20 protein-coding genes are annotated in these 22,254 nt (G+C 36.2%); 10 read left to right on the top strand and 10 right to left on the bottom strand.

Annotated features, from left to right (window positions below; translation table 11 throughout):
• Nucleotides 1-6: 6 nt before the first annotated feature.
• Both sufB and NBT05_RS04870 read right to left on the bottom strand, forming a co-directional pair.
• A complete protein-coding gene (sufB, locus tag NBT05_RS04875; protein ID WP_265772330.1) occupies nt 7-1,452 on the bottom strand; it encodes a Fe-S cluster assembly protein SufB in 1,446 nt (481 codons plus the stop codon).
• 129 nt (nt 1,453-1,581) lie between these two features.
• Nucleotides 1,582-1,911: a HesB/IscA family protein gene (locus NBT05_RS04870; protein WP_265772329.1), complete on the bottom strand. Its 330-nt coding sequence runs from the start codon at nt 1,909-1,911 to the stop codon at nt 1,582-1,584.
• A 226-nt stretch (nt 1,912-2,137) separates the two neighbouring features.
• Between NBT05_RS04870 and thiL the strand changes: the two genes are divergently transcribed.
• On the top strand, nt 2,138-3,187 hold the full coding sequence (gene thiL, locus NBT05_RS04865; RefSeq protein ID WP_265772328.1) for a thiamine-phosphate kinase: 1,050 nt from the start codon (nt 2,138-2,140) through the stop codon (nt 3,185-3,187).
• A 9-nt stretch (nt 3,188-3,196) separates the two neighbouring features.
• On the opposite strand, the gene NBT05_RS04860 is transcribed toward thiL, so the two are convergent.
• Together NBT05_RS04860 and NBT05_RS04855 are read right to left on the bottom strand one after the other, a co-directional pair.
• Nucleotides 3,197-3,472, bottom strand: a complete 276-nt coding sequence (locus NBT05_RS04860) for a hypothetical protein (RefSeq protein ID WP_265772327.1) — start codon at nt 3,470-3,472, stop codon at nt 3,197-3,199.
• A 203-nt stretch (nt 3,473-3,675) separates the two neighbouring features.
• The gene (locus tag NBT05_RS04855) at nt 3,676-4,461 is read right to left on the bottom strand and encodes an alpha/beta fold hydrolase (RefSeq protein WP_265772326.1); all 786 of its coding nucleotides are present in this window, start codon (nt 4,459-4,461) and stop codon (nt 3,676-3,678) included.
• Nucleotides 4,462-4,570: 109 nt separating this feature from the next.
• Between NBT05_RS04855 and brnQ the strand changes: the two genes are divergently transcribed.
• Complete coding sequence (gene brnQ, locus NBT05_RS04850; RefSeq protein WP_265772325.1) at nt 4,571-5,854, top strand: branched-chain amino acid transport system II carrier protein; 1,284 nt, start codon at nt 4,571-4,573, stop codon at nt 5,852-5,854.
• Between the two features lie 99 nt (nt 5,855-5,953).
• Here brnQ and NBT05_RS04845 read toward each other — a convergent pair whose 3' ends face one another.
• Nucleotides 5,954-7,246, bottom strand: a complete 1,293-nt coding sequence (locus tag NBT05_RS04845; protein WP_265772323.1) for an aminopeptidase P family protein — start codon at nt 7,244-7,246, stop codon at nt 5,954-5,956.
• Between the two features lie 132 nt (nt 7,247-7,378).
• On the opposite strand from NBT05_RS04845, the gene NBT05_RS04840 reads away from it, so the two are divergent.
• The 4 genes from NBT05_RS04840 (at nt 7,379) to NBT05_RS04825 (ending at nt 12,650) form a co-directional block, all read left to right on the top strand.
• Entirely contained in the window at nt 7,379-10,195 is a 2,817-nt protein-coding gene (locus tag NBT05_RS04840) for a VPS10 domain-containing protein (RefSeq protein WP_265772321.1), read from the top strand.
• A 55-nt stretch (nt 10,196-10,250) separates the two neighbouring features.
• A complete protein-coding gene (locus tag NBT05_RS04835) occupies nt 10,251-10,646 on the top strand; it encodes a DUF2721 domain-containing protein (protein WP_265772320.1) in 396 nt (131 codons plus the stop codon).
• A gap of 141 nt (nt 10,647-10,787) precedes the next feature.
• The gene (locus NBT05_RS04830) at nt 10,788-12,239 is read left to right on the top strand and encodes a PAS domain-containing sensor histidine kinase (RefSeq protein WP_265772319.1); all 1,452 of its coding nucleotides are present in this window, start codon (nt 10,788-10,790) and stop codon (nt 12,237-12,239) included.
• A gap of 6 nt (nt 12,240-12,245) precedes the next feature.
• The gene (locus tag NBT05_RS04825) at nt 12,246-12,650 is read left to right on the top strand and encodes a response regulator (protein WP_265772318.1); all 405 of its coding nucleotides are present in this window, start codon (nt 12,246-12,248) and stop codon (nt 12,648-12,650) included.
• An 80-nt stretch (nt 12,651-12,730) separates the two neighbouring features.
• Here NBT05_RS04825 and pyk read toward each other — a convergent pair whose 3' ends face one another.
• The 5 genes from pyk to NBT05_RS04800 all read right to left on the bottom strand — a co-directional run bounded on the left by pyk (nt 12,731) and on the right by NBT05_RS04800 (nt 17,048).
• Nucleotides 12,731-14,158 carry a pyruvate kinase gene (pyk, locus tag NBT05_RS04820; RefSeq protein ID WP_265772317.1) on the bottom strand — a complete coding sequence of 476 codons (1,428 nt, stop codon included), beginning with the start codon at nt 14,156-14,158 and terminating at the stop codon, nt 12,731-12,733.
• A complete protein-coding gene (locus tag NBT05_RS04815) occupies nt 14,158-14,649 on the bottom strand; it encodes an IPExxxVDY family protein (protein ID WP_265772316.1) in 492 nt (163 codons plus the stop codon). Before NBT05_RS04815 ends, pyk begins: the two co-directional genes overlap by 1 nt.
• A 150-nt stretch (nt 14,650-14,799) precedes the next feature.
• Nucleotides 14,800-15,534 (bottom strand): ribonuclease III, encoded by a 735-nt coding sequence (gene rnc / locus NBT05_RS04810; protein ID WP_265772315.1) that lies wholly within the window; start codon nt 15,532-15,534, stop codon nt 14,800-14,802.
• Between the two features lie 8 nt (nt 15,535-15,542).
• Nucleotides 15,543-16,796 carry a beta-ketoacyl-ACP synthase II gene (fabF, locus tag NBT05_RS04805; protein WP_265772314.1) on the bottom strand — a complete coding sequence of 418 codons (1,254 nt, stop codon included), beginning with the start codon at nt 16,794-16,796 and terminating at the stop codon, nt 15,543-15,545.
• 18 nt (nt 16,797-16,814) lie between these two features.
• Nucleotides 16,815-17,048, bottom strand: a complete 234-nt coding sequence (locus NBT05_RS04800) for an acyl carrier protein (protein WP_025742158.1) — start codon at nt 17,046-17,048, stop codon at nt 16,815-16,817.
• Nucleotides 17,049-17,196: 148 nt separating this feature from the next.
• On the opposite strand from NBT05_RS04800, the gene NBT05_RS04795 reads away from it, so the two are divergent.
• The 4 genes from NBT05_RS04795 to NBT05_RS04780 all read left to right on the top strand — a co-directional run bounded on the left by NBT05_RS04795 (nt 17,197) and on the right by NBT05_RS04780 (nt 22,072).
• Nucleotides 17,197-17,781, top strand: coding sequence for a phosphoribosylglycinamide formyltransferase (locus NBT05_RS04795; RefSeq protein ID WP_265772313.1), 585 nt, complete (start codon nt 17,197-17,199; stop codon nt 17,779-17,781).
• Between the two features lie 278 nt (nt 17,782-18,059).
• Nucleotides 18,060-18,695 carry a ribonuclease H family protein gene (locus tag NBT05_RS04790; protein WP_265772312.1) on the top strand — a complete coding sequence of 212 codons (636 nt, stop codon included), beginning with the start codon at nt 18,060-18,062 and terminating at the stop codon, nt 18,693-18,695.
• A gap of 309 nt (nt 18,696-19,004) precedes the next feature.
• Complete coding sequence (locus NBT05_RS04785; protein WP_265772311.1) at nt 19,005-19,931, top strand: PfkB family carbohydrate kinase; 927 nt, start codon at nt 19,005-19,007, stop codon at nt 19,929-19,931.
• A 242-nt stretch (nt 19,932-20,173) separates the two neighbouring features.
• A complete protein-coding gene (locus NBT05_RS04780; protein WP_265772310.1) occupies nt 20,174-22,072 on the top strand; it encodes an amidophosphoribosyltransferase in 1,899 nt (632 codons plus the stop codon).
• Nucleotides 22,073-22,254 lie beyond the last annotated feature (182 nt).

Here is a 22,254-nt window from a genome sequence, read left to right as displayed (position 1 = left end):
GGTGGGTTATCCTACCGAACCTTCTAAAGAAATTTCTAGTAATTTTTGTGCTTCTACGGCAAATTCCATAGGTAATTTATTAAGGACTTCTTTACTAAAACCGTTTACGATCAAAGCTATTGCTTTTTCAGTATCAATTCCCCGCTGGTTACAGTAAAAAATTTGATCTTCTCCAATTTTACTGGTTGTTGCCTCATGTTCAACCTGTGCTGTTTTATTTTTAGTTTCTATATACGGAAACGTATGCGCACCGCATTCATTGCCCATCAATAAAGAATCACATTGAGAAAAATTTCGGGCATTCGTAGCCCGACTGTTGATTTGTACCAATCCACGGTAACTATTTTGCGATTTTCCGGCTGAAATTCCTTTAGAGATAATCGTACTTTTAGTATTTTTTCCTAAATGAATCATCTTAGTCCCGGTATCTGCCTGCTGATAATTATTAGTCACGGCAATTGAATAAAATTCACCAATAGAATTATCCCCTTTTAGGATACAAGAAGGATATTTCCAGGTAACTGCAGAACCGGTTTCTACCTGTGTCCAAGAGATTTTAGCATTCTTTTCACAAAGACCCCGTTTTGTTACAAAATTGTAGACACCACCTTGTCCCGATTCATTTCCCGGGTACCAGTTTTGTACCGTTGAATATTTGATTTCAGCATTATCCAATGCAATTAGTTCCACCACTGCCGCATGTAGCTGATTTTCATCTCTTGACGGAGCCGTACAACCTTCCAAATAACTTACATAACTCCCTTCATCTGCAATAACCAACGTTCTTTCGAACTGTCCGGTTCCCGCTTGATTGATCCTAAAATACGTGGACAGTTCCATTGGGCATCGAACTCCCTTAGGAATGTAACAAAAAGATCCGTCACTAAATACCGCCGAATTTAATGCTGCATAAAAGTTATCTTTCTCCGGAACCACGGAACCAATATATTTCTTCACCAGTTCCGGATGCTCTTTGATAGCTTCAGAAATTGAACAAAAAATAATTCCTTTTTCTGCCAAGGTAGATTTAAAAGTAGTGGCAACAGATACAGAGTCCATTACAATATCCACCGCAACCCCAGCTAACTTTTTTTGTTCATCCAGGGAAATACCCAGTTTGTTGAAAGTATCCAGTAATTCAGGATCAACCTCATCAATACTGTCGTATTTCGGTTTTTTATTAGGTGCCGAGTAATACGATATAGCCTGATAATCCGGTTTCTGGTACGTAACATTTGCCCATTCCGGTTCTTCCATTTGTTGCCAGTATCTAAAAGCGCTAATACGCCACTCAGTCATCCACTCCGGTTCTTCTTTCTTTTTAGAAATAGCCCGAACAATATCTTCATTTAATCCGGCCGGAAACGTATCAGATTCAATATCGGTATAAAACCCATATTCATACTCCTTAGTTTCCAGCTCTTTTTTTAAATCATCTTCAGTATATGCCATAGTTCCACTTAGCCTCTTACAAGGGTATTTATATTTGTTAAACTATATATCTTTCTCATCTTCTTTTTAATTTGATCTTTTCATTTTAAACCCTCTAAACACATACTTCCCTTTTGAGAACTAGGGACTTTAAAGAGAAAAACTCTCCCCACATCCACAGGTTCTACTCGCATTGGGGTTATTAAAAACAAAGCCACTACCGTTTAATCCACCGGAATATTCAAGCGTTGTACCAATCAGGTACAAAAAGCTTTTTTTATCCACAATAATCTTCACCCCGTTATCCTCAAAAACCTTATCTGCCTCTTCTTTGTTTTTATCAAAATTTAAATCATAAGATAATCCGGAACATCCGCCACTTTTAACGCCAACCCTCACAAAATCAGAAGCACTATCAAATCCGTCCTCCTGCATCAATTCGATTACCTTTTGTCTTGCTGTATCTGAAACTTTTATCATAATTCTTACTTGTTAGGATACATTCTTATCAGAATGCAAATATACTATATATGTAGGTTTTATCTTCGTTTCCTAACAATATTCTAAGAATAGCAAGATAAATTTTGTTTATAAAAGATCGGCAACTTTTTAAACAAATTTTTAAAACCTATGCTTACGTATGATTAGAATTTGAAAATAACCTACAATCAATTACTTTTATAAATGGGTTACTTACCTTTGTGTTATGATTGAAGATAAACATACAGAGCGTACTAATATTGAAGATTTAGGGGAGTTCGGTTTAATAAAACAACTTACGAGAGATGTAGAACTTAAGCAAGCTTCTACTTTAAAAGGAATCGGGGATGATGCCGCGGTTCTGGACTTTAAAGCCAAAGAATGTGTAATTTCTACGGATATGCTGGTAGAAGGAGTACATTTTGATTTATCCTATATGCCGTTAAAGCATTTAGGATACAAAGCAGTGGTTGTCAATTTATCTGATATCTATGCGATGAATGCAGCCGCTTCGCAAATCACGGTTTCTATTGCCATATCCAATCGGTTTCCGGTTGAAGCCTTAGAAGAATTATATCAAGGGATAAAAACAGCAGCTAAGATTTATAAAGTAGATTTGGTGGGAGGAGATACTACTACCTCTACCCGGGGATTAATTATGAGTATTACTGCTATCGGATATCAGGATAAAAATAAAGTAGTATATCGGAGTGGGGCAAAACCAAATGATTTGGTCGTGGTAACGGGAGATCTGGGAGCTGCCTATATGGGATTACAAATATTAGAAAGAGAAAAAAAGGTTTTTGAAGTAAACCCAAATTCTCAGCCGGACCTGGATCTGTATACATATCTTATCGAAAGGCAATTAAAACCCGAAGCTCGTAAAGACATACAAATTTTATTAGAAGCCTTAGAAGTTCAGCCTACCAGTATGATCGATATTAGTGACGGACTTTCATCTGAAGCTTTACATCTAAGCTCAAATTCTGAAGTAGGTGTTACACTATACGAAGAAAAACTACCCTTAGACCCGGTAGTTATCAATACATGCGAGGAATTTAATTTAAACAGTACGACTGTCGCTTTAAACGGGGGAGAAGATTATGAATTATTATTTACTATTTCTCAAGAGGACTATACAAAAATTAAAGGCAACCCTAACCTAACTGTCATAGGACATATTACCGAAAAAAATTCAGGAAATTATTTGGTAACCCGGTCAAATGAGTCGGTAGCTTTAAAAGCACAAGGGTGGAACCCTATAAAAAACAGTTAGTAAACTTAATTAAGAGGCTTTTTGAAATTGAACGGGAAGAACTGGCCCTCTGGCGACTCGTTTAGCGTGAACAAATGCAAGCGCATCATTAATTTCTTTCAATTTTGGGGTCATAGCTTCTAATCTGCCTCTACTATTTGTAGTTGCCTGATGACCACAATTTGTACAGGTAAATTCTTTAATATGATCCGTTACATCTCTTGATAATGCATAGTGGTGACTAAATACAGAACAGTATAATTTAGAAAAAGAAAACGAAGCGTTTGGGGTAGATTTCATCATCATGTTTAGTTTTAGAATGTTTCATACTACAATAATAATATATTAAGAAGATATTAACAACAAAATGTAGGAAATTTTTTAGAATACTATATATTTTAGGCTAAAAAAGAGGAAAAATTTAAGTTTTACCCTATAATTTTTACGTTTCAACGATAAATAAACATTGTTTCTTTAAGTTTTTAACAATAATTGAAATGATAATTCTCCTAAATTTTATTAAATATTTTGTTCAGTTCAATAATAAGATTATCAGTATCTTCCAGAAATGTCATATGCCCTCCGGCAAAAGTTTTAAATATGGAACCGGTTTGCAATGCTTCCACCTTACTATCTGTATTTTTAATAATAGTATCGTTTTCACCTGAAAAAATTGCTTTTTGTCCGTTAAAATTTTGAAATACTTTACTGCGGTCCTTCCGCACCTTCATTGCCTCTAATGATTTTATGATACTAGATGAAGGTGTTTTTACAGCATTCTTAATCAGCAAATTAATTTCTTTTTTATAATAAGATCGATTTTGTTCGGTAAACAGGTTCATTATAGCCATGTGTACAAAAGCATTTTTATTTTTTTCTACAAGGCTTATAACGCGGTCTCTATCATTTTTTCGTTCCATAGAATCCGGGTATGAAGTACTATTTAATAATACGGCACTTTTGACCAGGTCACTTTGACTTTCTAAAATAGCAAGCAACACATAACCTCCCATAGAATGTCCTATAAAATGTGCGTTGCTTACGTTACAAGTTTTTAAAATAGTAAGTACATTTTTCACCATCTCTTCTATAGTAGCTACTGTATCATCTTTAGCATTCCCATGACCCGGTAAATCTATATTTATACAAAAGTATTCCGATTTTAACCGTTCAATAAGGCTATGCCAAATAGAATGATCTTCCAGAAAACCATGTAAAAAGACAATGTAGGGATGGTTTGTACTTCCGTAAGTTTTATAGAAAGTAGAAGAAGCAAGGGAACGAATCGAATTCAAGACAGGGGAAAATTATATAATTTTAGAAAAGAGCTAAAATTTTCTTGTTTAAAATTACTATACTTGTTTGATAAATGCCAACACTTTAGCATTACATCTTCTAATTATTATGACTAAAAATATCTGGATCACCGGTTTTGCACTTTTTTCTTTGTTTTTTGGAGCTGGGAATTTAATTCTTCCGCCTTATTTGGGTTTAACTTCAGGAAATCAGTGGTTATGGGTTACCTTAGGGTTTTTAATATCTGCAGTTATACTTCCCTTATTAGGAATTTTAGTGCATGCCCGACTTCAGGGGACTATGATGGATTTTGGTAAAAAAGTAGGTCCGGTATTTAGTTTAGTGTACTGTTGTTTGATTTATGCCATATCTATTACTTTACCTTCCCCCAGAACGGCTTCTGTAACTCATGAAATGGCAATTGCACCCATCTCTAATACCGGATCTTTACTAACTAGTGGTTTGTACTTTGCCTTGGTACTTTTATTTGTCTTAAACCGATCCCGTATTTTAAACATTATTGGCAAGTACCTGGGCCCGCTATTAATTCTAGTAGTAATCAGTGTAATTACCGTGGCAACGGTAACAATCGATACCGGAGTAGTTCCCGTATCTGTATCAGCACCTGTAATCAGTGGATTGCTGGAAGGCTATCAAACCTTTGATACCATTGGGGCAACGGTAGTAGGAGGTGTTATAATTATTTCTCTTAAACAAAAATTTAATTATTCTTATCCAACCCTGAAAAATTTACTTTTTAAATCCGCCTTTGTCGCTGCTATCGGATTACTATTAATTTATAGCGGACTGATCTACAGCGGTGCATTACTGAGTAGTACGGTAGATACATCTACGGTGAACCGTACGGAATTTTTAACCTTGCTAAGTACGGAAACTTTGGGTAGGATAGGTACTTACTTCTTAAGTTTATTGGTAACGTTAGCTTGTTTTACCACTGCTGTCGGTATTATCACGGGTACGGCTGATTTTGTCAAAGGTATCTGGAAAGAATCTCCTCTTGCTTATTATTTTACCGCAGTATTTGCTTGTTTTATTGGTGTTTTTGTAGGTCAGTTAGATGTCAGTGTAATTATTAAAGTTGCCATTCCAGCTTTACTTTTTATCTATCCGATTACGATTGTATTAATCATACTTCATCTATTACCGGCATCTATTCAAACCACTTTATTATTTCGGGGGGTAGTGCTTATTACTACCATAGGGGTATTACCGGACTTTTTAGGGAGTATTGGTTTTAAAGAACAAGTAACTCCTTTTTTACATAACATTCCGTTAGGTGACTATACGTTAGGATGGTTGTTGCCTTCCTTAGTTACTGGTATAATAATTAGTATGTATACTTATTTCAATCAAAATAAGTTTTCAGTTTAAAGTAGAAAGCCACCACGAGTTTCCGAAAGGATCTTTAAATACTAGTATTTATTCTTGTTTCCCTAATTCCTTAATTAATAACGGTCTTACATCTAAAAATTAAGCATTCATCAGTTCCTCGATTTCTTCGGCTTCGATAGGTATGTTTTTCATCAAGTTGATAGGGTTTCCTTTTTCTTGAATAACTACGTCATCTTCTAACCGGATTCCAAAACCTTCTTCTGGTATATAAATTCCCGGTTCAACGGTAAATACCATGTTTGCTTGCATAGGTTCAGCTAATAACCCGTAGTCATGAGTATCTAGGCCAATATGGTGGGAAGTTCCGTGCATAAAATATTGTTTGTATGCCGGCCATTCGGGATTTTCGTTTTGAATATCGGCTTTATCCAGTAATTTTAAAGCGAGTAATTGTGAGGTCATTAGTTTTCCGACTTCTACATGATAATCTTCCCAGATGGTACCTGGAACTAACATAGCCGTTGCTTCTTTTTTTACCGCCAGGACTGCCTGGTATACTTCCTTTTGTCGTTGAGTAAAACGTCCGGAAACCGGAATCGTCCGGGTTAAATCACTGGAATAGTTAGCATATTCAGCAGCTGTATCCAGTAAAACTAATTCACCCTCTTTGCATTGTTGGTTGTTTTCTGTATAATGTAATATATTGGCATTGTTGCCACTGGCAATAATAGGAGTGTAGGCAAACCCACGTGAACGATTATTTATAAATTCATGTAAAAGTTCAGCTTCCAGGTTATATTCCCAGACGCCTGGTTTTAAAAAGGGTAACACACGCCGAAACCCTTTTTCAGTAATGTTACATGCGGTTTGTATTAGGTCAATTTCAATCGGATCTTTTACCGAACGAAGTCGTTGTAAAATCGGATTACTTTTAGCCACACTATGTGCAGGATATTTGGATTTCCACCATAAGGTAAAACGGTCTTCACGGGTTTGGGTTTCTACTTTTGCCCGGTAGTGTTCATTAGTATTCACATAAACCGTATCACAATCTGCCATAATCTCATAAAAGACCTTTTCCAGGTCTTGTAACCAGTAAACCGTTTTAATACCGGATACCCGGAAAGCTTCTTCTTTATTTAATTTTGCTCCTTCCCAAACAGCAATATGTTCATTTGTTTCTTTTAAAAATAAGACTTCGCGGTGCTTTTCCTTATGAGCGTCCGGAAAGAGTAACAACATACTTTCTTCCTGGTCAATACCACTTAAATAAAATATATCCCGATGTTGCTGAAAAGGCATCCCGCTATCCGCACTAATTGGATAGATATCATTACTATTAAAGACAGCAATGCTCTTTGGCTTCATTTGAGCCATAAACTTTTTTCGATTTTTAATAAAAAGCGTATTGTCTATAGGGTGGTACTTCATTTTGTTTTAAATTTAGGCACTTCTGGTTTCAGAAGCTTTCAAAAATACAAAGGTCACTTATAACTACTGTTAAACAATATGTAAAGTTGTAAGCCTTTAAACGCGATAACTATCTTACTAAAACAGTATTTTATGAAACTTTTTAAGTTAACTCAACTCATTTTTCTGTTCTTCTACTTGCCAAATTTAGTTTTTGCTCAAAAAACAACCGTAAAGGCAGATAAATCTATAGTTTCAGGTATACCTTTTACTAATATTGGACCCTCTATCATGAGCGGACGGGTAGTAGATCTGGATGTAAATCCGGAGATGCCTTCTGAATTTTATGTAGCCTATGCTTCCGGAGGATTATGGTACACGCATAACAACGGTACCAGTTTTGAGCCAGTGATGGATAGTGCTCCTACAATCACTATCGGGGATATTGCGGTAGACTGGAAAAATCATATTATCTGGGTAGGAACTGGTGAAAATAATTCGTCACGCTCTTCTTATGCTGGTAAAGGAATTTTTAAATCTACGGATAAAGGTAAAACCTGGGAATTTGCAGGGTTACCTAAATCACAACATATCGGAAGAATCATCTTAAATCCTAACAATAAAGAAGAAGTCATTATTGGAGTTGCTGGAAATTTATATACACCTAATAATGAAAGAGGTATTTACAAAACTACAGACGGCGGTGCTACCTGGAAAAAAACCTTATTTATTGATAACACCACTGGAATAATTGACGTAGCAGTTGTACCGGACAGTACTAATATTCTTTATGCAGCCGCCTGGCAAAAAGACCGAAAAGCCTGGAACTTTAATGGCAATGGACTACAATCAGGAATTTATAAGAGTACAGATAGCGGTGAAAGTTGGAAGAAAATCACAACCTCTTCCAGTGGTTTTCCTACCGGAGAAGGAGTAGGGCGTATTGGACTAGCAGTGGTAGATAGCCAGACTTTATATGCGGTTCATGACAACCAATTTAGAAGGCCTAAAGAGAAAAAGGACAAGGCGGACGGGTTAAATAAAGAAGATTTTAAGAAAATGACGGTTAAAGAATTTTTGGCCTTAGACAATAAAAACTTAGATACTTTCTTAAAGAAGAATAATTTTCAGGAAAAGTACCGGGCAGAAAATATAAAGCAACTGGTTCGAGCGGATTCTCTAGCTCCCGTTGCACTGGCTACTTACCTGGAGGATGCAAACAGTTTGCTTTTTGATACCCCGGTTATAGGTGCCGAAGTTTATAAAAGTACGGATGCCGGTAAAACCTGGAAGAAAATGAATAAGGAGTATATCGACGATGTGTTTAATAGTTACGGCTATTATTTTGCTCAAATTAGGGTAAGTCCATCCAATCCGGATCGGATTTATATCATGGGAGTTCCTATTCTAACTTCAGATAACGGGGGGGTGTCTTTTACCAGTATTTCCAAAGAAAATGTACATGCAGACCACCATGCCTTATGGATTAACCCAAAGAATCCGAATCACCTGATTAACGGAAACGACGGTGGGGTAAATATTAGCTATGACAACGGGGAACATTGGCTTAAAGCAAACCAACCTGCAGTCGGACAATTTTATAGTATTACAGTTGATAACCAAAAGCCATATCATGTATACGGAGGTTTGCAGGATAACGGAGTCTGGACAGCACCGGTAACCGTTAAACAGGATTTTGATTGGCATCAAAGCGGAGAATATCCCTGGAAAAGTATTATGGGTGGCGATGGAATGCAGGTACAGGTAGATAGTCGGGATGCTTCTATCGTATACACCGGGTACCAATTTGGTAATTATTATCGGATTGATCGAAAAACCGGAAAGCAAACCTATATTCAACCCAAGCATGAATTGGGTAAAACTCCCTATCGTTTTAACTGGCAAACGCCAATCTTACTTTCCCCACATAATCAGGATATTCTGTATATGGGTGCCAATAAACTGATGCGTTCGATGAATAAAGGTACGGACTGGACTGAAATTTCTTCGGATTTGACGAATGGAGGCAAAAAGGGGAATGTAGCTTACGGAACCATTACTACCATTTCTGAATCACCATTTACATTTGGGCTTTTGTATACAGGTAGTGATGACGGATTAATACAAGTTTCTAAAGATGCAGGGGCTTCCTGGAAAATAATTACCTCTTCCTTACCAAGAAACCTATGGATCTCAAGAGTGGTAGCATCCGCACATCAAAAATCAAGGGTATACGCCAGTTTGAACGGATATAGAAATGATGATTTTACTCCTTATATTTATAAAAGCGAAGATTACGGTACTACCTGGCAAAAAATAACGAACGGAATTACAAATTCTCCGGTAAATGTTATTAAAGAAGATCCGGTAAATCCAAATATCTTATATGCCGGTACGGATGATCATACGTATGTTTCAATGGATCAGGGAGCATCCTGGCAGCCTTTTTCTAAAAACCTGCCTAATGTGGCAATACATGACTTAGTGATTCATCCCGAAGCTGGAGATATAATACTGGGTACTCATGGCCGTAGTATTTATAAAGCAGATGTTAAAGCTTTACAATTATTAGATGATAATATATTAGCTAAAGAGGTTCATATATTTCCTACAGACAGTATAAAACACAATAAGGACTGGGGGAATTCGTGGAGTAAATGGCTTGAAGCCGAAACACCTTCATTAGATGTTCAGGGTTATTTTAAATCCCCGGGCAAGGCAAAAGTGGTTATCACTAATAAAAAAGGAGTGAAACTGTATTCGTTTAATGTAGAAGCTGTATACGGTATAAACCAATTTAAGTATGACTTATCAGTATCTGAAGAAGGTAGAAAAGTATTACTAGCTGAAAATAAAGAGTTGGATATTGAAAAAAAGAAAAATGATAAGTATTACTTACCAAAGGGAGCATATCAAATCGAAATTAGCCGGGATAAACAAAATTCAAAAGAAAAATTTACTATTTATTAAAAAGGTATTTAATTTTTAAACAATAAACTTAAGTGATTTTTAAAAGCTTAATTGTATGAACCTAACTATGAGTATACCGGCTTTGTTGTTCCCGGCGATCTCTTTAACCATGTTGGCATACAATGCACGTTACCTGGCAATTGCTGCTTTAATCCGACAATTATATGAGGAATATTTAAAAACAAAATCTGCTAATACCAGCCTTCAGATTGCTAACCTAAGAAAAAGGCTTTGGTTAATCCGATATATGCAGGCTATTGCTATTTTAAGCTTTTTAGCCAGTGTTATTACTATGGCACTACTATACGTCAACTACCTGCAATTTGCAAATATCATCTTTGGGATTGGCTTATTAGCACTTATGGTTTCTCTGATTCTATCTTTAATAGAAGTACAGATATCCACAAAGGCTTTGTCAATACGACTGGATAATATGGAAGAAAATAGTTAAAAATCAGTATCTTCAATGGCAATTTTTAAGTAGTAAAGGGAAAATTTTTATAGGTTAGCATATATTTATATAAAAATTTTACGTTATTACAATATTACTATACGGTTAAAATAGTAAGTTGTTATTATCAAAAGGATATTCATGCTTCAAAATGAATTGTTTAATAAGGTTATACAAGAGAATAGGTATGGATATTGGTTAATTCATGAGGATTCGGATAAAATGGAATGGTCAAATTCGTTTCTGGACCTATTAGGATATAACAAAGCCGAATTTTCTTCTGATTTAAATACTTTTTTGCAAAAATTAATTCATCCGGAAGAAGTAGCTACCTTTCGTGATAATTTTCTAAACTATAAACAACATCAGGAAGACTTCAAACAGTATGTTACTATCTTAAATAAAGAAGGGAACTATCAATCTTTTAGGTGCCTAACAAATGAAGAACTTCCGGTAGATATAAAATCTGAAAAACCGTTTCTTTTTTTCTTCGAAATACAAGGAGAACAACCTACCCTAAGAAAGGATAATTTTTACTATCGGGAAACCGCTCAAATGACAGCTACCGGTAGTTGGTACGTAGATTTTAAGAAAAAGGAAAGCTATTGGGATTTTGAGACTTACCGTATCCTGGATTACCCGGAAGATTACAGGCCTTCCCTTAAGGATTCGGCGGCGTATTACGCTAAAGAACATCAGCAACTCGCAGCAGATTGTTTCTTTAATTGTGCCATGATGGGAACTCCTTTTAATACCGAAATTAAAATGGTTACTGCTAAAAATAAGAAGTTTTGGGCAAAAGCCATTGGGAAACCGGTGTATAACGATGATAAAGAAATTATAGGGATTCGGGGAGTTTTTCAAGATGTTGATGAAAGAAAAAAAAGGGAGATTAACCTGCAAAAATCCCATGATATCATTGTAGCTCAGAATTCGCGCTTATTTAATTTTGCACATATTGTATCTCATAATTTAAGGTCTCATACCAGCAACCTGTCCTTAATTACCCAATTGATTGAAGATATAGATGATCCGGCAGAAAAAAGTGAATTATTAGGACAAATTAAAGGGATTTCAAATAATTTAAATACTACTATTGATCATTTAAATGAACTGGTTACGATTTATACTAATGAAAAACAGGAAAAAGTATTTGTTTCATTTAAACAATCCTTAAACCTGGTGATGAACGGTATTGGACAGATAATTAACAGCTCAAACGCTCAGATACAAACGGATTTTACCGAATGTGAAGGCGTTCAGTTTATTCCTGCATATATGGAGAGTATTTTCCTCAATCTCCTTACAAATGCAATTAAGTACAAGCATGAAAATCGAGATCCAGTTATTTTAATTCGAAGTTATATCCGTAATCAACAGAAATTTCTGGAGATTAAAGATAATGGGAAAGGAATTGACATGACCCTTTTTAAGGATCAGGTTTTTGGAATGTATAAAACCTTTCATTATAACGAGGATGCTGTAGGTATAGGATTATTTTTAACAAAAAATCAAGTAATTTCCTTAGGTGGGGATATTCAGGTAGAAAGCAAACTGGAAGAGGGAACAACGTTTACAATTCAATTTAAATAAGAGCAGATGACAAAAAAAATTGAACTCGCCTGCCTTATCGATGATGACAATATGTATATCAGCCTAATGAAAAAAATTGTAGAGGTACGAAAGTTATGTAAAACACTTTTGGTTTTTAAAAATGGTCAGGAAGCCTTACAATACTTTGAAACCTTATTAAAAAATTTTGATGAACATCAAATTCCTGAGATTGTTTTTTTAGATCTAAATATGCCTATCATGGACGGATGGGAATTTCTTGACAAATTCACGCAAATAAAAAATAAATTTGGAAAAATTATTACGTTATACGTGGTCAGTTCTTCTATCAATCCGGTCGATGTAAGCAAGGCTAAAGGGATTAACAGCGTAACGGATTATTTAATAAAACCTATCAGCCTTAAGGAGTTGGAAACAGTCTTTCTTAAATAAAATGTATCCCTTATTTATGTTGATTTAGCTATATATCTAAACCCCAAGCCTAACTTATGTTAGACTCAGGGTTTCAACTTTTATATATGAGAAACCCGTAAGGTATTTACCATTCCTTTAGAAGCCATAGGCATTGCTGCCAGGTTAATTAACATATCTCCTTTATCTACAAATCCGCGCTCTAGTGCCAGTTGATTTACATCATCAACGGTATCATCAGTACTTACATACTTATCGTAATAAAAAGCCTTAACCCCCCATAATAAGTTTAATTGAGAAAGAATCCTACGGTTACTGGTAAAGACTAAAATATTTGCATCCGGTCGCCAGGCTGATATCTGAAAAGCGGTATATCCACTATTAGTTAAGGTACAAATAGCCCGGGCTTTAATATCATTTGCCATAGTAGCTGCATGGTAGCAAATGGATTTGGTAATAAACCGACTTGTACGAATATGCGGAGGACTTTGAGGAACTGAAATTAAATCCGAATTTTCAACACTGGCTACAATTTTGGACATGGTTTTAATCACTTGTACCGGATATTTACCCACAGAGGTTTCTCCGGATAACATTACCGCATCAGCACCATCCATAACCGAGTTAGCTACATCATTTACCTCTGCCCGGGTAGGTGTTAAGCTATCAATCATAGTTTCCATCATCTGGGTAGCAATAATCACGGGTATACGGGCTTTTTTAGCACGCAACACTAATTGTTTTTGGATTAAAGGTACTTCCTGCGCCGGGATTTCAACTCCCAGGTCACCCCGGGCCACCATCAGACCATCACAATAGGCGACAATTTTATCAATATTTTCAACGCCTTCGGGTTTTTCAATTTTAGCAACAATAGGAATTTTATAAGCACTATTTTCTTGAATAATCTCTTGTAAATCCATTAAATCTTGGGCATTCCGTACAAAAGATAAAGCAATCCAATCCACTTCAAGACTACAGGCAAATACAGCATCTTTAATATCTTTTTCCGTCAAAGCAGGTAGTGAAATAGCGGTATTAGGTAAATTCACACCTTTTTTGGACTTTAGAGGCCCACCCTGGATAACCTTTGCCTTAACCGTATCTTTTTTATTTGAAGAAACAACTTCAAAAATTAATTTTCCATCATCCAGTAAAACACGTTCTCCCGCTTTTACATCTTTAGGAAAATTGTCATAATTCATATATACTTTTTCTGAAGTCCCTTCAAAAGCATTACCGGTCACAAAATCAATTTCATCTCCGTCATTTACGATAACATCTCCTTTCATAACTCCAACCCTAAGCTTAGGGCCTTGTAAATCAGCAAGAATAGCCGCGTTGTATCCATGCGCTTCGCTAAGAGAACGAATCATGGTTACTTTTTGTTTTACATCTTCATAATCAGCATGTGAGAAATTAATTCTAAAAACGTTTACCCCCGCATCCAGCATTTCTTTGAGTACTTCTTTAGAACTGGTAGCTGGGCCTAGGGTAGCTACAATTTTAGTCTTTTTGTGTTTTGGCATTATTCGAATATTAAGTAATTCTTAAATTTTAATTGAGTGCTATCTACCGTATAAGCGGTAATAATTTGAGTTATATCAGTTATTTTTTTTACTAAATGGTTAATTTCTAAAAAAGAGCTTTCAGTAGTAATTTTTAAAAGGTATTCTGCTTTTTTTAATTCCGGCATTAAAACTTTTTTTACCATGCCCGGATTAGTATTACCGAACAAATCATTTGCCTTATCATTGGGTACTTCTACCTCATACTGGTAATAATTAGCGACCAGGTCATAAGTAGTATAATATACTACATCTTTATATTGATACTTGGGATAATACGCCCGGCAGTCGCTATAATGAAATACAACGTCTTCATTTTCTCGCGAAAGCAAAATACTTAATTCTCTGTTTAGTAAATACGCTAAACGGTAAGATGGTAAAGAACTATGTATGGCTATCAAATCATATTGATCTTCTGAAGCCGTATCAAGATCAAGACATTGGATACCCATAATACTTTCTCTCTTTTAAATCAACCCGAAATATACAAATTTAATTTTCCTAATGATTTATCTGATCTTTAAATTTATAAGACGAAAACGATTGAGTTTTTAAAATAGTGAAATGTATTTTGATAATTCTTTTAAAATCACATAGAACCCTTACGAATCAATTTTGGATTGCAGTGCAAAATAGGCTCGTTTTGAAGATTTTTCTTCCGCTTTCTTTTTTGAAGTTGCCCTGGCTTTAGCCACTACTTTTTGTGCAATCCATAGTTTTACCGCAAAATGTTTCATTTCATCTTTACCCGTATCTTCATATACTTCAAAGTTAAAATGTTTCTTTTCTTTCTGGCACCACTCAATTAATAGGCTTTTATAACTAATAATCTGTCCTTCCAGACTATCAATATCCACGTAAGGTTTAATAACGGCTTCGTTGATAAAACGCTCACAATACTTAAACCCCCTATCCAGGTAAATAGCTCCTATCAGGGCTTCAAATAGGTTTCCATGAATATTGACCCCAAACTGGGATTTAGAAATATTAGTACGGACTAATTCAATAAGTTTTAAGTCTTTCCCCAATTCATTTAAGTGCTTACGGCTTACTACTTTTGCTCGCATTTTAGTGAGGTATCCTTCATTACCTTCAGGTACTTCTTTAAATAAATAAGCGGCAATCACGCTACTCAACATAGCATCTCCGAGAAATTCCATACGCTCGTAGTTAACAGCGTTGCCGTTTTTATCTTTAAGGTTCAGGGAGCGATGGGTGAATGCTTTTTCATAATGTAGAATACTTTTAGGCTTAAAACCAACAATATCCTGAATTCTGGTAAAAAAAATCCCGTTCTTTTCAGAGCGGGAATTTAATATGTTCTTTATTACACCCATAACCTATTTTATTCATCTAACTTTTTGAATAAGATGCACGCATTATGTCCTCCGAATCCAAATGTATTGCTCATTGCATAGGTAATTTCACGTTCCTGGGCTTTATTTAAAGTCAAATTTAGAGAAGGATCAATGTTTTCATCAGAAGTGCTATGGTTAATGGTAGGAGGTACTTTACTGTACTTCATAGCAAGAATAGAAGCAATGGCTTCAATAGCACCGGCAGCTCCTAATAAATGACCGGTCATCGATTTGGTCGAATTAATATTGATTTGAGAAGCATGTTTTCCAAATACTTTGGTAATTGCCTTTAACTCGGCCACATCCCCTAGTGGAGTTGAAGTTCCATGCGTATTAATCGTATCAATATCTTCCGGTTTTGCATGAGCGTCATCTAAACAATTCTGCATTACCCGAACTACTCCAATACCTTCCGGATGGGGTGCAGTCATATGATAAGCATCACTAGACATACCACCACCTACAACTTCAGCATAAATCTGAGCGCCTCTGGCTTTGGCATGTTCATATTCTTCAAGAATCAATCCACCACCACCTTCACCTAATACAAATCCGTCCCGATTGGCATCAAACGGACGGGAAGCCGTTTTAGGATCATCGTTTCTGGTTGATAAAGCATGCATGGCATTAAAACCTCCCATTCCGGCTTCGGTTACCGCTGCTTCACTACCTCCTGTTACAATAACATCGCAATGCCCTAACCTAATATAGTTAAGGGCATCGATAATGGCATTTGCTGAGGAGGCACAAGCTGAAACTGTGGTATAATTAGGACCCATAAACCCATTTCTGATAGAAATATGCCCGGGAGCAATATCCGCGATCATTTTAGGGATAAAAAACGGGTTAAACCGTGGTGTTCCGTCTCCTTCGCAATAGTTAGTAACTTCTTGCTGAAAGGTCTCAATACCACCGATACCCGCACCCCAAATAACTCCCACCCGGAACTTATCAATCTTATCCAAGTCCAGTTGTGCATCTTTAATCGCTTCTTCGGCCGAAATTATAGCGTATTGAGCAAACTTATCCAGTTTACGGGCTTCTTTCCGGTCAAAGTAGGTAGTCGGGTCGTAATTTTTGACTTCACAGGCGAACTTTGTTTTAAACTTTTCCGTGTCAAAATGGGTAATGTCCGCACAACCGCTTTTACCGGCTGCCAGGGCTTCCCAATACTCCTCAACGGTATTACCAATTGGGGTCAGAGCACCAAGTCCTGTAACAACAACTCGCTTAAGGTTCATAAAAATAAGGGGTAATAATTATTTAGCGTCTTCTATATAAGAAATAGCCTGACCTACGGTAGCAATATTCTCAGCCTGGTCGTCTGGTATCTGTATATCAAATTCTTTTTCGAATTCCATGATTAATTCTACAGTGTCTAAGGAATCAGCTCCCAAATCGTTTGTGAAACTTGCTTCGCTCACAACTTCATTTTCATCTACTCCTAATTTGTCAACGATTATCGCTTTAACTCTTGATGCAATGTCTGACATAATATTTAATTTTGTTTTTTTAATTAGGTGGCAAAAATAAAAAACTTTATTTTAAAACTCCACAATCCCTTTAAAATGTATTTGTAATTTATCAAATATAAAAAAGTATTGCAGGTATCTTCCTAATAAAAAGCTAATAATTTTAAGTATGCAACAAGATGTACCCGTCAAGAAAATAGTCATTTTTGCCTCTGGTAATGGTACAAACGCTGAAAATATCATCCGGTATTTTCAAGATCATCCCGGGGTAGAAGTCACCTATGTTTTTTCTAATAAAAAAAACGCCGGAGTGCTAAAAAAAGCTCATAATTTAGAAGTCAAAGCACTGTTTTTTGATAGAGAAGCCTTTTATAAATCTAATGAGGTGTTACATTTATTGATTGACGTACAACCACAATTGATTGTATTGGCCGGCTTTTTGTGGAAATTCCCGGAAAATATTATCAAGCATTTTGAAGGTAAAATCATTAATATACATCCTGCGTTATTACCTAAATACGGAGGTAAAGGAATGTATGGGGATTATGTCCATAGAGCAGTTGTAGAAAATCAGGAAGAAGAAACCGGGATCACTATTCATTACGTAAACGAAAATTATGATGAAGGTGCCATTATTTTTCAGGCGAAAACTAATATTAAACCCGGAACTACACCTGAAGAAGTGGCACATTCGGTTCATGAGTTAGAATACAAACATTTCCCGGAGGTGATAGAAAAACTACTAAGCCCCTAGCCCCCTCCGCCCCCAAAGGGGGAACTGTTGATTAGGTCTTACGACCTAGGTAATTGTTTTAAAGAAGAAGTTTTATATATACTATAGTGGATAGGTTGGGGTTTTAAATGTTAAGGTACTAAGATGCAAAGTGGCAGAGGTGTAGAGTTTCAAAGGAACAAAGTTGCAAAGAGGCAAAGGTTCAAAGGGACAAAATTATAAAGGGATAGTTGAAAATAATGAATGTAACTTTTGGCTAGTGCCTTATGGCTAATTAACTAAGAAATAATAAAAATACCATGTCAAAAAAAGAAAAGTTCTATGTGGTCTGGGAGGGGCACCGACCGGGAATTTATACATCTTGGGCGGATTGCCAGGTGGCGGTAAAAGGATACTCCGGGGCAAAATTTAAATCTTTTGATAATTTTGCTACGGCTAAAAAAGCTTTTAACGAGGATTATAATGATTATAAAAATAAAAAGGAAGCTCCCAAAATATTAAGCGCTTCCGAATTAAAAAAATACGGGGAACCTAACTTATATTCAATTGCGGTAGATGCCGCTTCTAGTGGGAACCCAGGTAAAATGGAATATCGTGGGGTGGATACTCAAACGAAAAAACAACTCTTCCATCAGGGTCCTTTTTTACAAGGAACTAACAATATCGGTGAATTTCTGGCTTTAGTACATGGCCTGGCTTATTTAAAACAGCATAAAAGTGATCGTATTTTATACACAGATTCTCGAATTGCCATGGGTTGGGTAAAAAAGAAGCAGTGTAATACCAAGCTAAAACAATCTGCAAAAAATGCAAAGTTATTTGAATTGGTAGAACGCGCTATTACTTGGCTTAAAAGCAATACCTACGATACTAAAATCGTCAAATGGGAAACCAAAGCCTGGGGTGAAATCCCTGCGGATTTTGGGAGGAAGTGATTCTAATTATGAATTTAGAATTGTGAATTATGAATTTTCTTTTTGGATTCCATATTAATGTTTCAGATTAAGACTCTCGAACTTAGCGTACTACTTGATAAAACATTAGTTAAGTTGAGAACAGCAAATCTTTCAGAAAGTAAAAAATTCAATCCTTAACTTATTTGGTTGAAAGGGATGAAGCTTGATTTATGTAGTACCAATCAAAATGACAATCTAATAAAGACCCCAAAGGTTTTTAAAACCTTTGGGGTCTTTACGCGTTTTAAAACCAAAAACCTATCTTTGCCAAAACCTTAAAACGGCTTTATGAGCAAACTTTTAATCGTAGGTTCCGTAGCCTTTGATGCTATTGAAACCCCTTTTGGGAAAACCGACAAAATCCTGGGGGGAGCAGCACCTTACATTGCCCTGTCCGCCTCTCAATTTGACATTGAATCCGCCATCGTTTCAGTCATCGGAGATGATTTTCCGGAAGCGTACCTAGAAATGTTACGAAAGCACAAAGTGGATACGACGGCTATTGAACGGATTCCGGGAGGAAAAACTTTTTTTTGGAAAGGAAAATACCATAACGACTTAAATTCACGAGATACTTTAGAAACCCAGTTAAATGTACTGGCAGACTTTAACCCTAAGGTTCCGGATGCTTATAAAGAAGTAGAAATTGTCATGTTAGGTAATTTACATCCTGCTGTACAATTGGACGTTTTAAACCAATTGAACAAAAAACCAAAGTTGGCGGCATTAGATACCATGAACTTCTGGATGGATAATGCACTAGAGGATTTAAAAAAGGTCATTGCCAGAGTGGATATTATTACCATCAATGACGAAGAAGCCCGGCAGTTAAGTGGAGAATATTCATTAGTAAAAGCAGCCCGCGCCATTGAAGCCATGGGACCTAAATATGTGGTGATCAAGAAAGGTGAACATGGAGCTTTACTGTTTCATGAAGGACAAATTTTCTTTGCACCAGCCCTTCCGCTAGAAGAAGTATTTGACCCTACCGGGGCAGGAGATACGTTCGCTGGCGGCTTTACGGGTTATTTGACCAAAACCAATGATATTTCGTTTGATAATATGAAAAAGGCAATTATCCATGCTTCAAATTTGGCTTCCTTTTGTGTAGAAAAATTCGGAACAGAGCGAATGCAGGAACTCACTAAAAAAGAAGTGCAACAACGATTACAGCAATTTAAAGAACTTACGCAGTTCGAAATCGAATTAACATAATAAATAAAAAAAGTCCTGTAATTTTACCGGACTTTTTTAGTGAAGTAGTTTAAACTTTTCTGATTGAAGCGAAAAATAGGTGTTTTTTGCTTAATTGAAGTCATTTTTCAGTTGCATAGCCATAGCTACGGAACTTAAAAATGATAAAAAGTAAGTGAAAAAGAACATTTTGCAGCCAATTGAGAGAAGTTTAAATAGCTTCAGTTATAAGAAAATAGTTCAATTAGCCCGAAGGGAACGTTATGAGTGATGCCTTAAAACACGAATGCGGAATCGCATTAATCAGATTATTAAAACCATTGTCATTCTATAAAGAAAAATACGGCAGTGCATTTTACGGAGTCAATAAAATGTACCTGATGATGGAAAAGCAACATAACCGCGGGCAGGACGGTGCGGGGTTTGCCAGTATAAAACTAGATACAAAGCCCGGTGACCGCTATATCAGCAGAGTACGATCCAGCGCACAACAACCCATTCAGGATATTTTTGGTCAGATCAATGAACGTATTAACAATGAACTGGTTGCTAATGCTAAATACCAGGACGATGTTGCCCTACAAAAAAGGCATATACCTTATATTGGTGAATTGCTTCTCGGGCACGTTCGCTACGGAACCTTTGGAAAGAATAGCGTAGAAAGCGTACATCCGTTTTTAAGACAGAATAACTGGATGCACCGTAACCTGATTGTAGCCGGTAACTTTAACATGACTAATAATGATGTCCTATTTAAAAACCTGGTAACCCTGGGTCAGCATCCTAAAGATAAAGTGGACACTATTACCGTAATGGAAAAAATAGGGCACTTTTTAGATTCTGAAGTAGCCAAACTCTATAAAAAGCTAAAAAAAGAAGGTTTTAGCAAAGTAGAAGCTTCCCCCGAAATTGCAAAACGACTTAATATTTCAAAAATACTTAAAAAGTCATCTAAAGACTGGGACGGTGGGTACGTAATGGCAGGGATGTTCGGACATGGCGATTCCTTTGTTATGAGAGATCCTGCCGGGATTCGGCCAGCTTTTTATTATCAGGATGACGAAGTAGTGGTTGTAGCTTCAGAAAGACCGGTGATACAAACCGTATTTAACGTAGCTTTTGACAAAGTGAAAGAATTAGAACCGGGGAAGGCGATTATTACAAAAAAAGACGGACAGGTAGATATTAAAACGATATTAGAACCCTTGACCCGTAAAGCCTGTTCATTTGAAAGAATTTATTTTTCTAGAGGAAGTGATGCTGAAATCTATAAAGAACGGAAGAAATTAGGCAAACTGTTAATGCCACAAGTATTAAAAGAAATCAATCACGATACGGTGAATACGGTTTTCTCCTTTATACCTAACACTGCTGAAACTTCTTTCTACGGAATGGTAGAAGCCGCACAGGATGAATTAAACAAACAAAAAACAGAAACCATTCTTGCGGAAAAAGAGCAATTAACAGACGAACGACTTACCGAAATTCTATCCCATAGGTTACGCACCGAAAAGCTAGCTATTAAAGATGCTAAACTCCGAACCTTTATTACCGAAGATAGCAGTAGAGATGACCTGGTAGCGCACGTTTATGATATTACCTACGGAATTGTAACGTCTAAGGATAACCTGGTCATTATTGACGACAGTATTGTAAGGGGAACGACCTTAAAGAAAAGTATTATTAAAATGTTGGATCGTTTAGGTCCTAAAAAAATAGTAGTAGTTTCATCCGCACCCCAAATACGTTATCCCGATTGTTATGGTATTGACATGGCCCGGTTAGAAGGTTTAGTTGCTTTTAGGGCAGCATTGTCATTACTAAAAGATCAGGGAAATTCAAATAAAATAGAAGAAGTTTATAAAAAATGTAAGTCCCAGGAAAGTTACGATGACGCTAAAGTAGAAAATTTTGTAAAAGAGATTTACGAAAATTTTACTGACCAACAGATTAGTGATAAAATAGCGGATTTATTAAGTGATACTAATGTAAAAGCAGAAGTTAGGATTATCTATCAAACCGTGGACCATTTACATCAAGCTTGTCCGAAAAACCTGGGAGACTGGTATTTTACCGGAAACTATCCTACAGTAGGAGGAAATCGAGTGGTAAATAAAGCATTTATCAACTTTTATGAAGGTAAAAACGAAAGAGCGTATTAGAAATTTATAAAACAATATGTTAAAAAACATTAATTTGTGTATTTCAACAAGTATTCAGGTTGTTTATCTAAAAGATTTCATAGATACATAATTAGAACTTATATTAGCAGAGCCATAGCATAAGTAGGTTAAGTTCATGGTAGATTTGGGGCAAAAAAAGGTGGATCTTCCACCTTTTTTTA

Source organism: Aquimarina sp. ERC-38, from assembly GCF_026222555.1.
In the GTDB taxonomy this organism is placed as follows: Bacteria; Bacteroidota; Bacteroidia; order Flavobacteriales; family Flavobacteriaceae; genus Aquimarina.
This window is presented reverse-complemented; position numbering and strand designations above follow the sequence as displayed.

Bases quoted from the DNA above. Each gene is read 5' to 3' on its own strand.
- NBT05_RS04780 (WP_265772310.1), top strand. From the start codon at position 20,174: ATGAGTGATGCCTTAAAACACGAATGCGGAATCGCATTAATCAGATTA.
- NBT05_RS04830 (WP_265772319.1), top strand. From the start codon at position 10,788: ATGCTTCAAAATGAATTGTTTAATAAGGTTATACAAGAGAATAGGTAT.
- pyk (WP_265772317.1), bottom strand. From the start codon at position 14,158: ATGCCAAAACACAAAAAGACTAAAATTGTAGCTACCCTAGGCCCAGCT.
- NBT05_RS04825 (WP_265772318.1), top strand. From the start codon at position 12,246: ATGACAAAAAAAATTGAACTCGCCTGCCTTATCGATGATGACAATATG.
- NBT05_RS04870 (WP_265772329.1), bottom strand. From the start codon at position 1,911: ATGATAAAAGTTTCAGATACAGCAAGACAAAAGGTAATCGAATTGATG.
- sufB (WP_265772330.1), bottom strand. From the start codon at position 1,452: ATGGCATATACTGAAGATGATTTAAAAAAAGAGCTGGAAACTAAGGAG.
- NBT05_RS04840 (WP_265772321.1), top strand. From the start codon at position 7,379: ATGAAACTTTTTAAGTTAACTCAACTCATTTTTCTGTTCTTCTACTTG.
- NBT05_RS04800 (WP_025742158.1), bottom strand. From the start codon at position 17,048: ATGTCAGACATTGCATCAAGAGTTAAAGCGATAATCGTTGACAAATTA.
- NBT05_RS04860 (WP_265772327.1), bottom strand. From the start codon at position 3,472: ATGATGATGAAATCTACCCCAAACGCTTCGTTTTCTTTTTCTAAATTA.
- NBT05_RS04785 (WP_265772311.1), top strand. From the start codon at position 19,005: ATGAGCAAACTTTTAATCGTAGGTTCCGTAGCCTTTGATGCTATTGAA.
- brnQ (WP_265772325.1), top strand. From the start codon at position 4,571: ATGACTAAAAATATCTGGATCACCGGTTTTGCACTTTTTTCTTTGTTT.
- thiL (WP_265772328.1), top strand. From the start codon at position 2,138: ATGATTGAAGATAAACATACAGAGCGTACTAATATTGAAGATTTAGGG.
- NBT05_RS04815 (WP_265772316.1), bottom strand. From the start codon at position 14,649: ATGGGTATCCAATGTCTTGATCTTGATACGGCTTCAGAAGATCAATAT.
- NBT05_RS04795 (WP_265772313.1), top strand. From the start codon at position 17,197: ATGCAACAAGATGTACCCGTCAAGAAAATAGTCATTTTTGCCTCTGGT.
- NBT05_RS04790 (WP_265772312.1), top strand. From the start codon at position 18,060: ATGTCAAAAAAAGAAAAGTTCTATGTGGTCTGGGAGGGGCACCGACCG.
- rnc (WP_265772315.1), bottom strand. From the start codon at position 15,534: ATGGGTGTAATAAAGAACATATTAAATTCCCGCTCTGAAAAGAACGGG.
- NBT05_RS04845 (WP_265772323.1), bottom strand. From the start codon at position 7,246: ATGAAGTACCACCCTATAGACAATACGCTTTTTATTAAAAATCGAAAA.
- NBT05_RS04835 (WP_265772320.1), top strand. From the start codon at position 10,251: ATGAACCTAACTATGAGTATACCGGCTTTGTTGTTCCCGGCGATCTCT.
- fabF (WP_265772314.1), bottom strand. From the start codon at position 16,796: ATGAACCTTAAGCGAGTTGTTGTTACAGGACTTGGTGCTCTGACCCCA.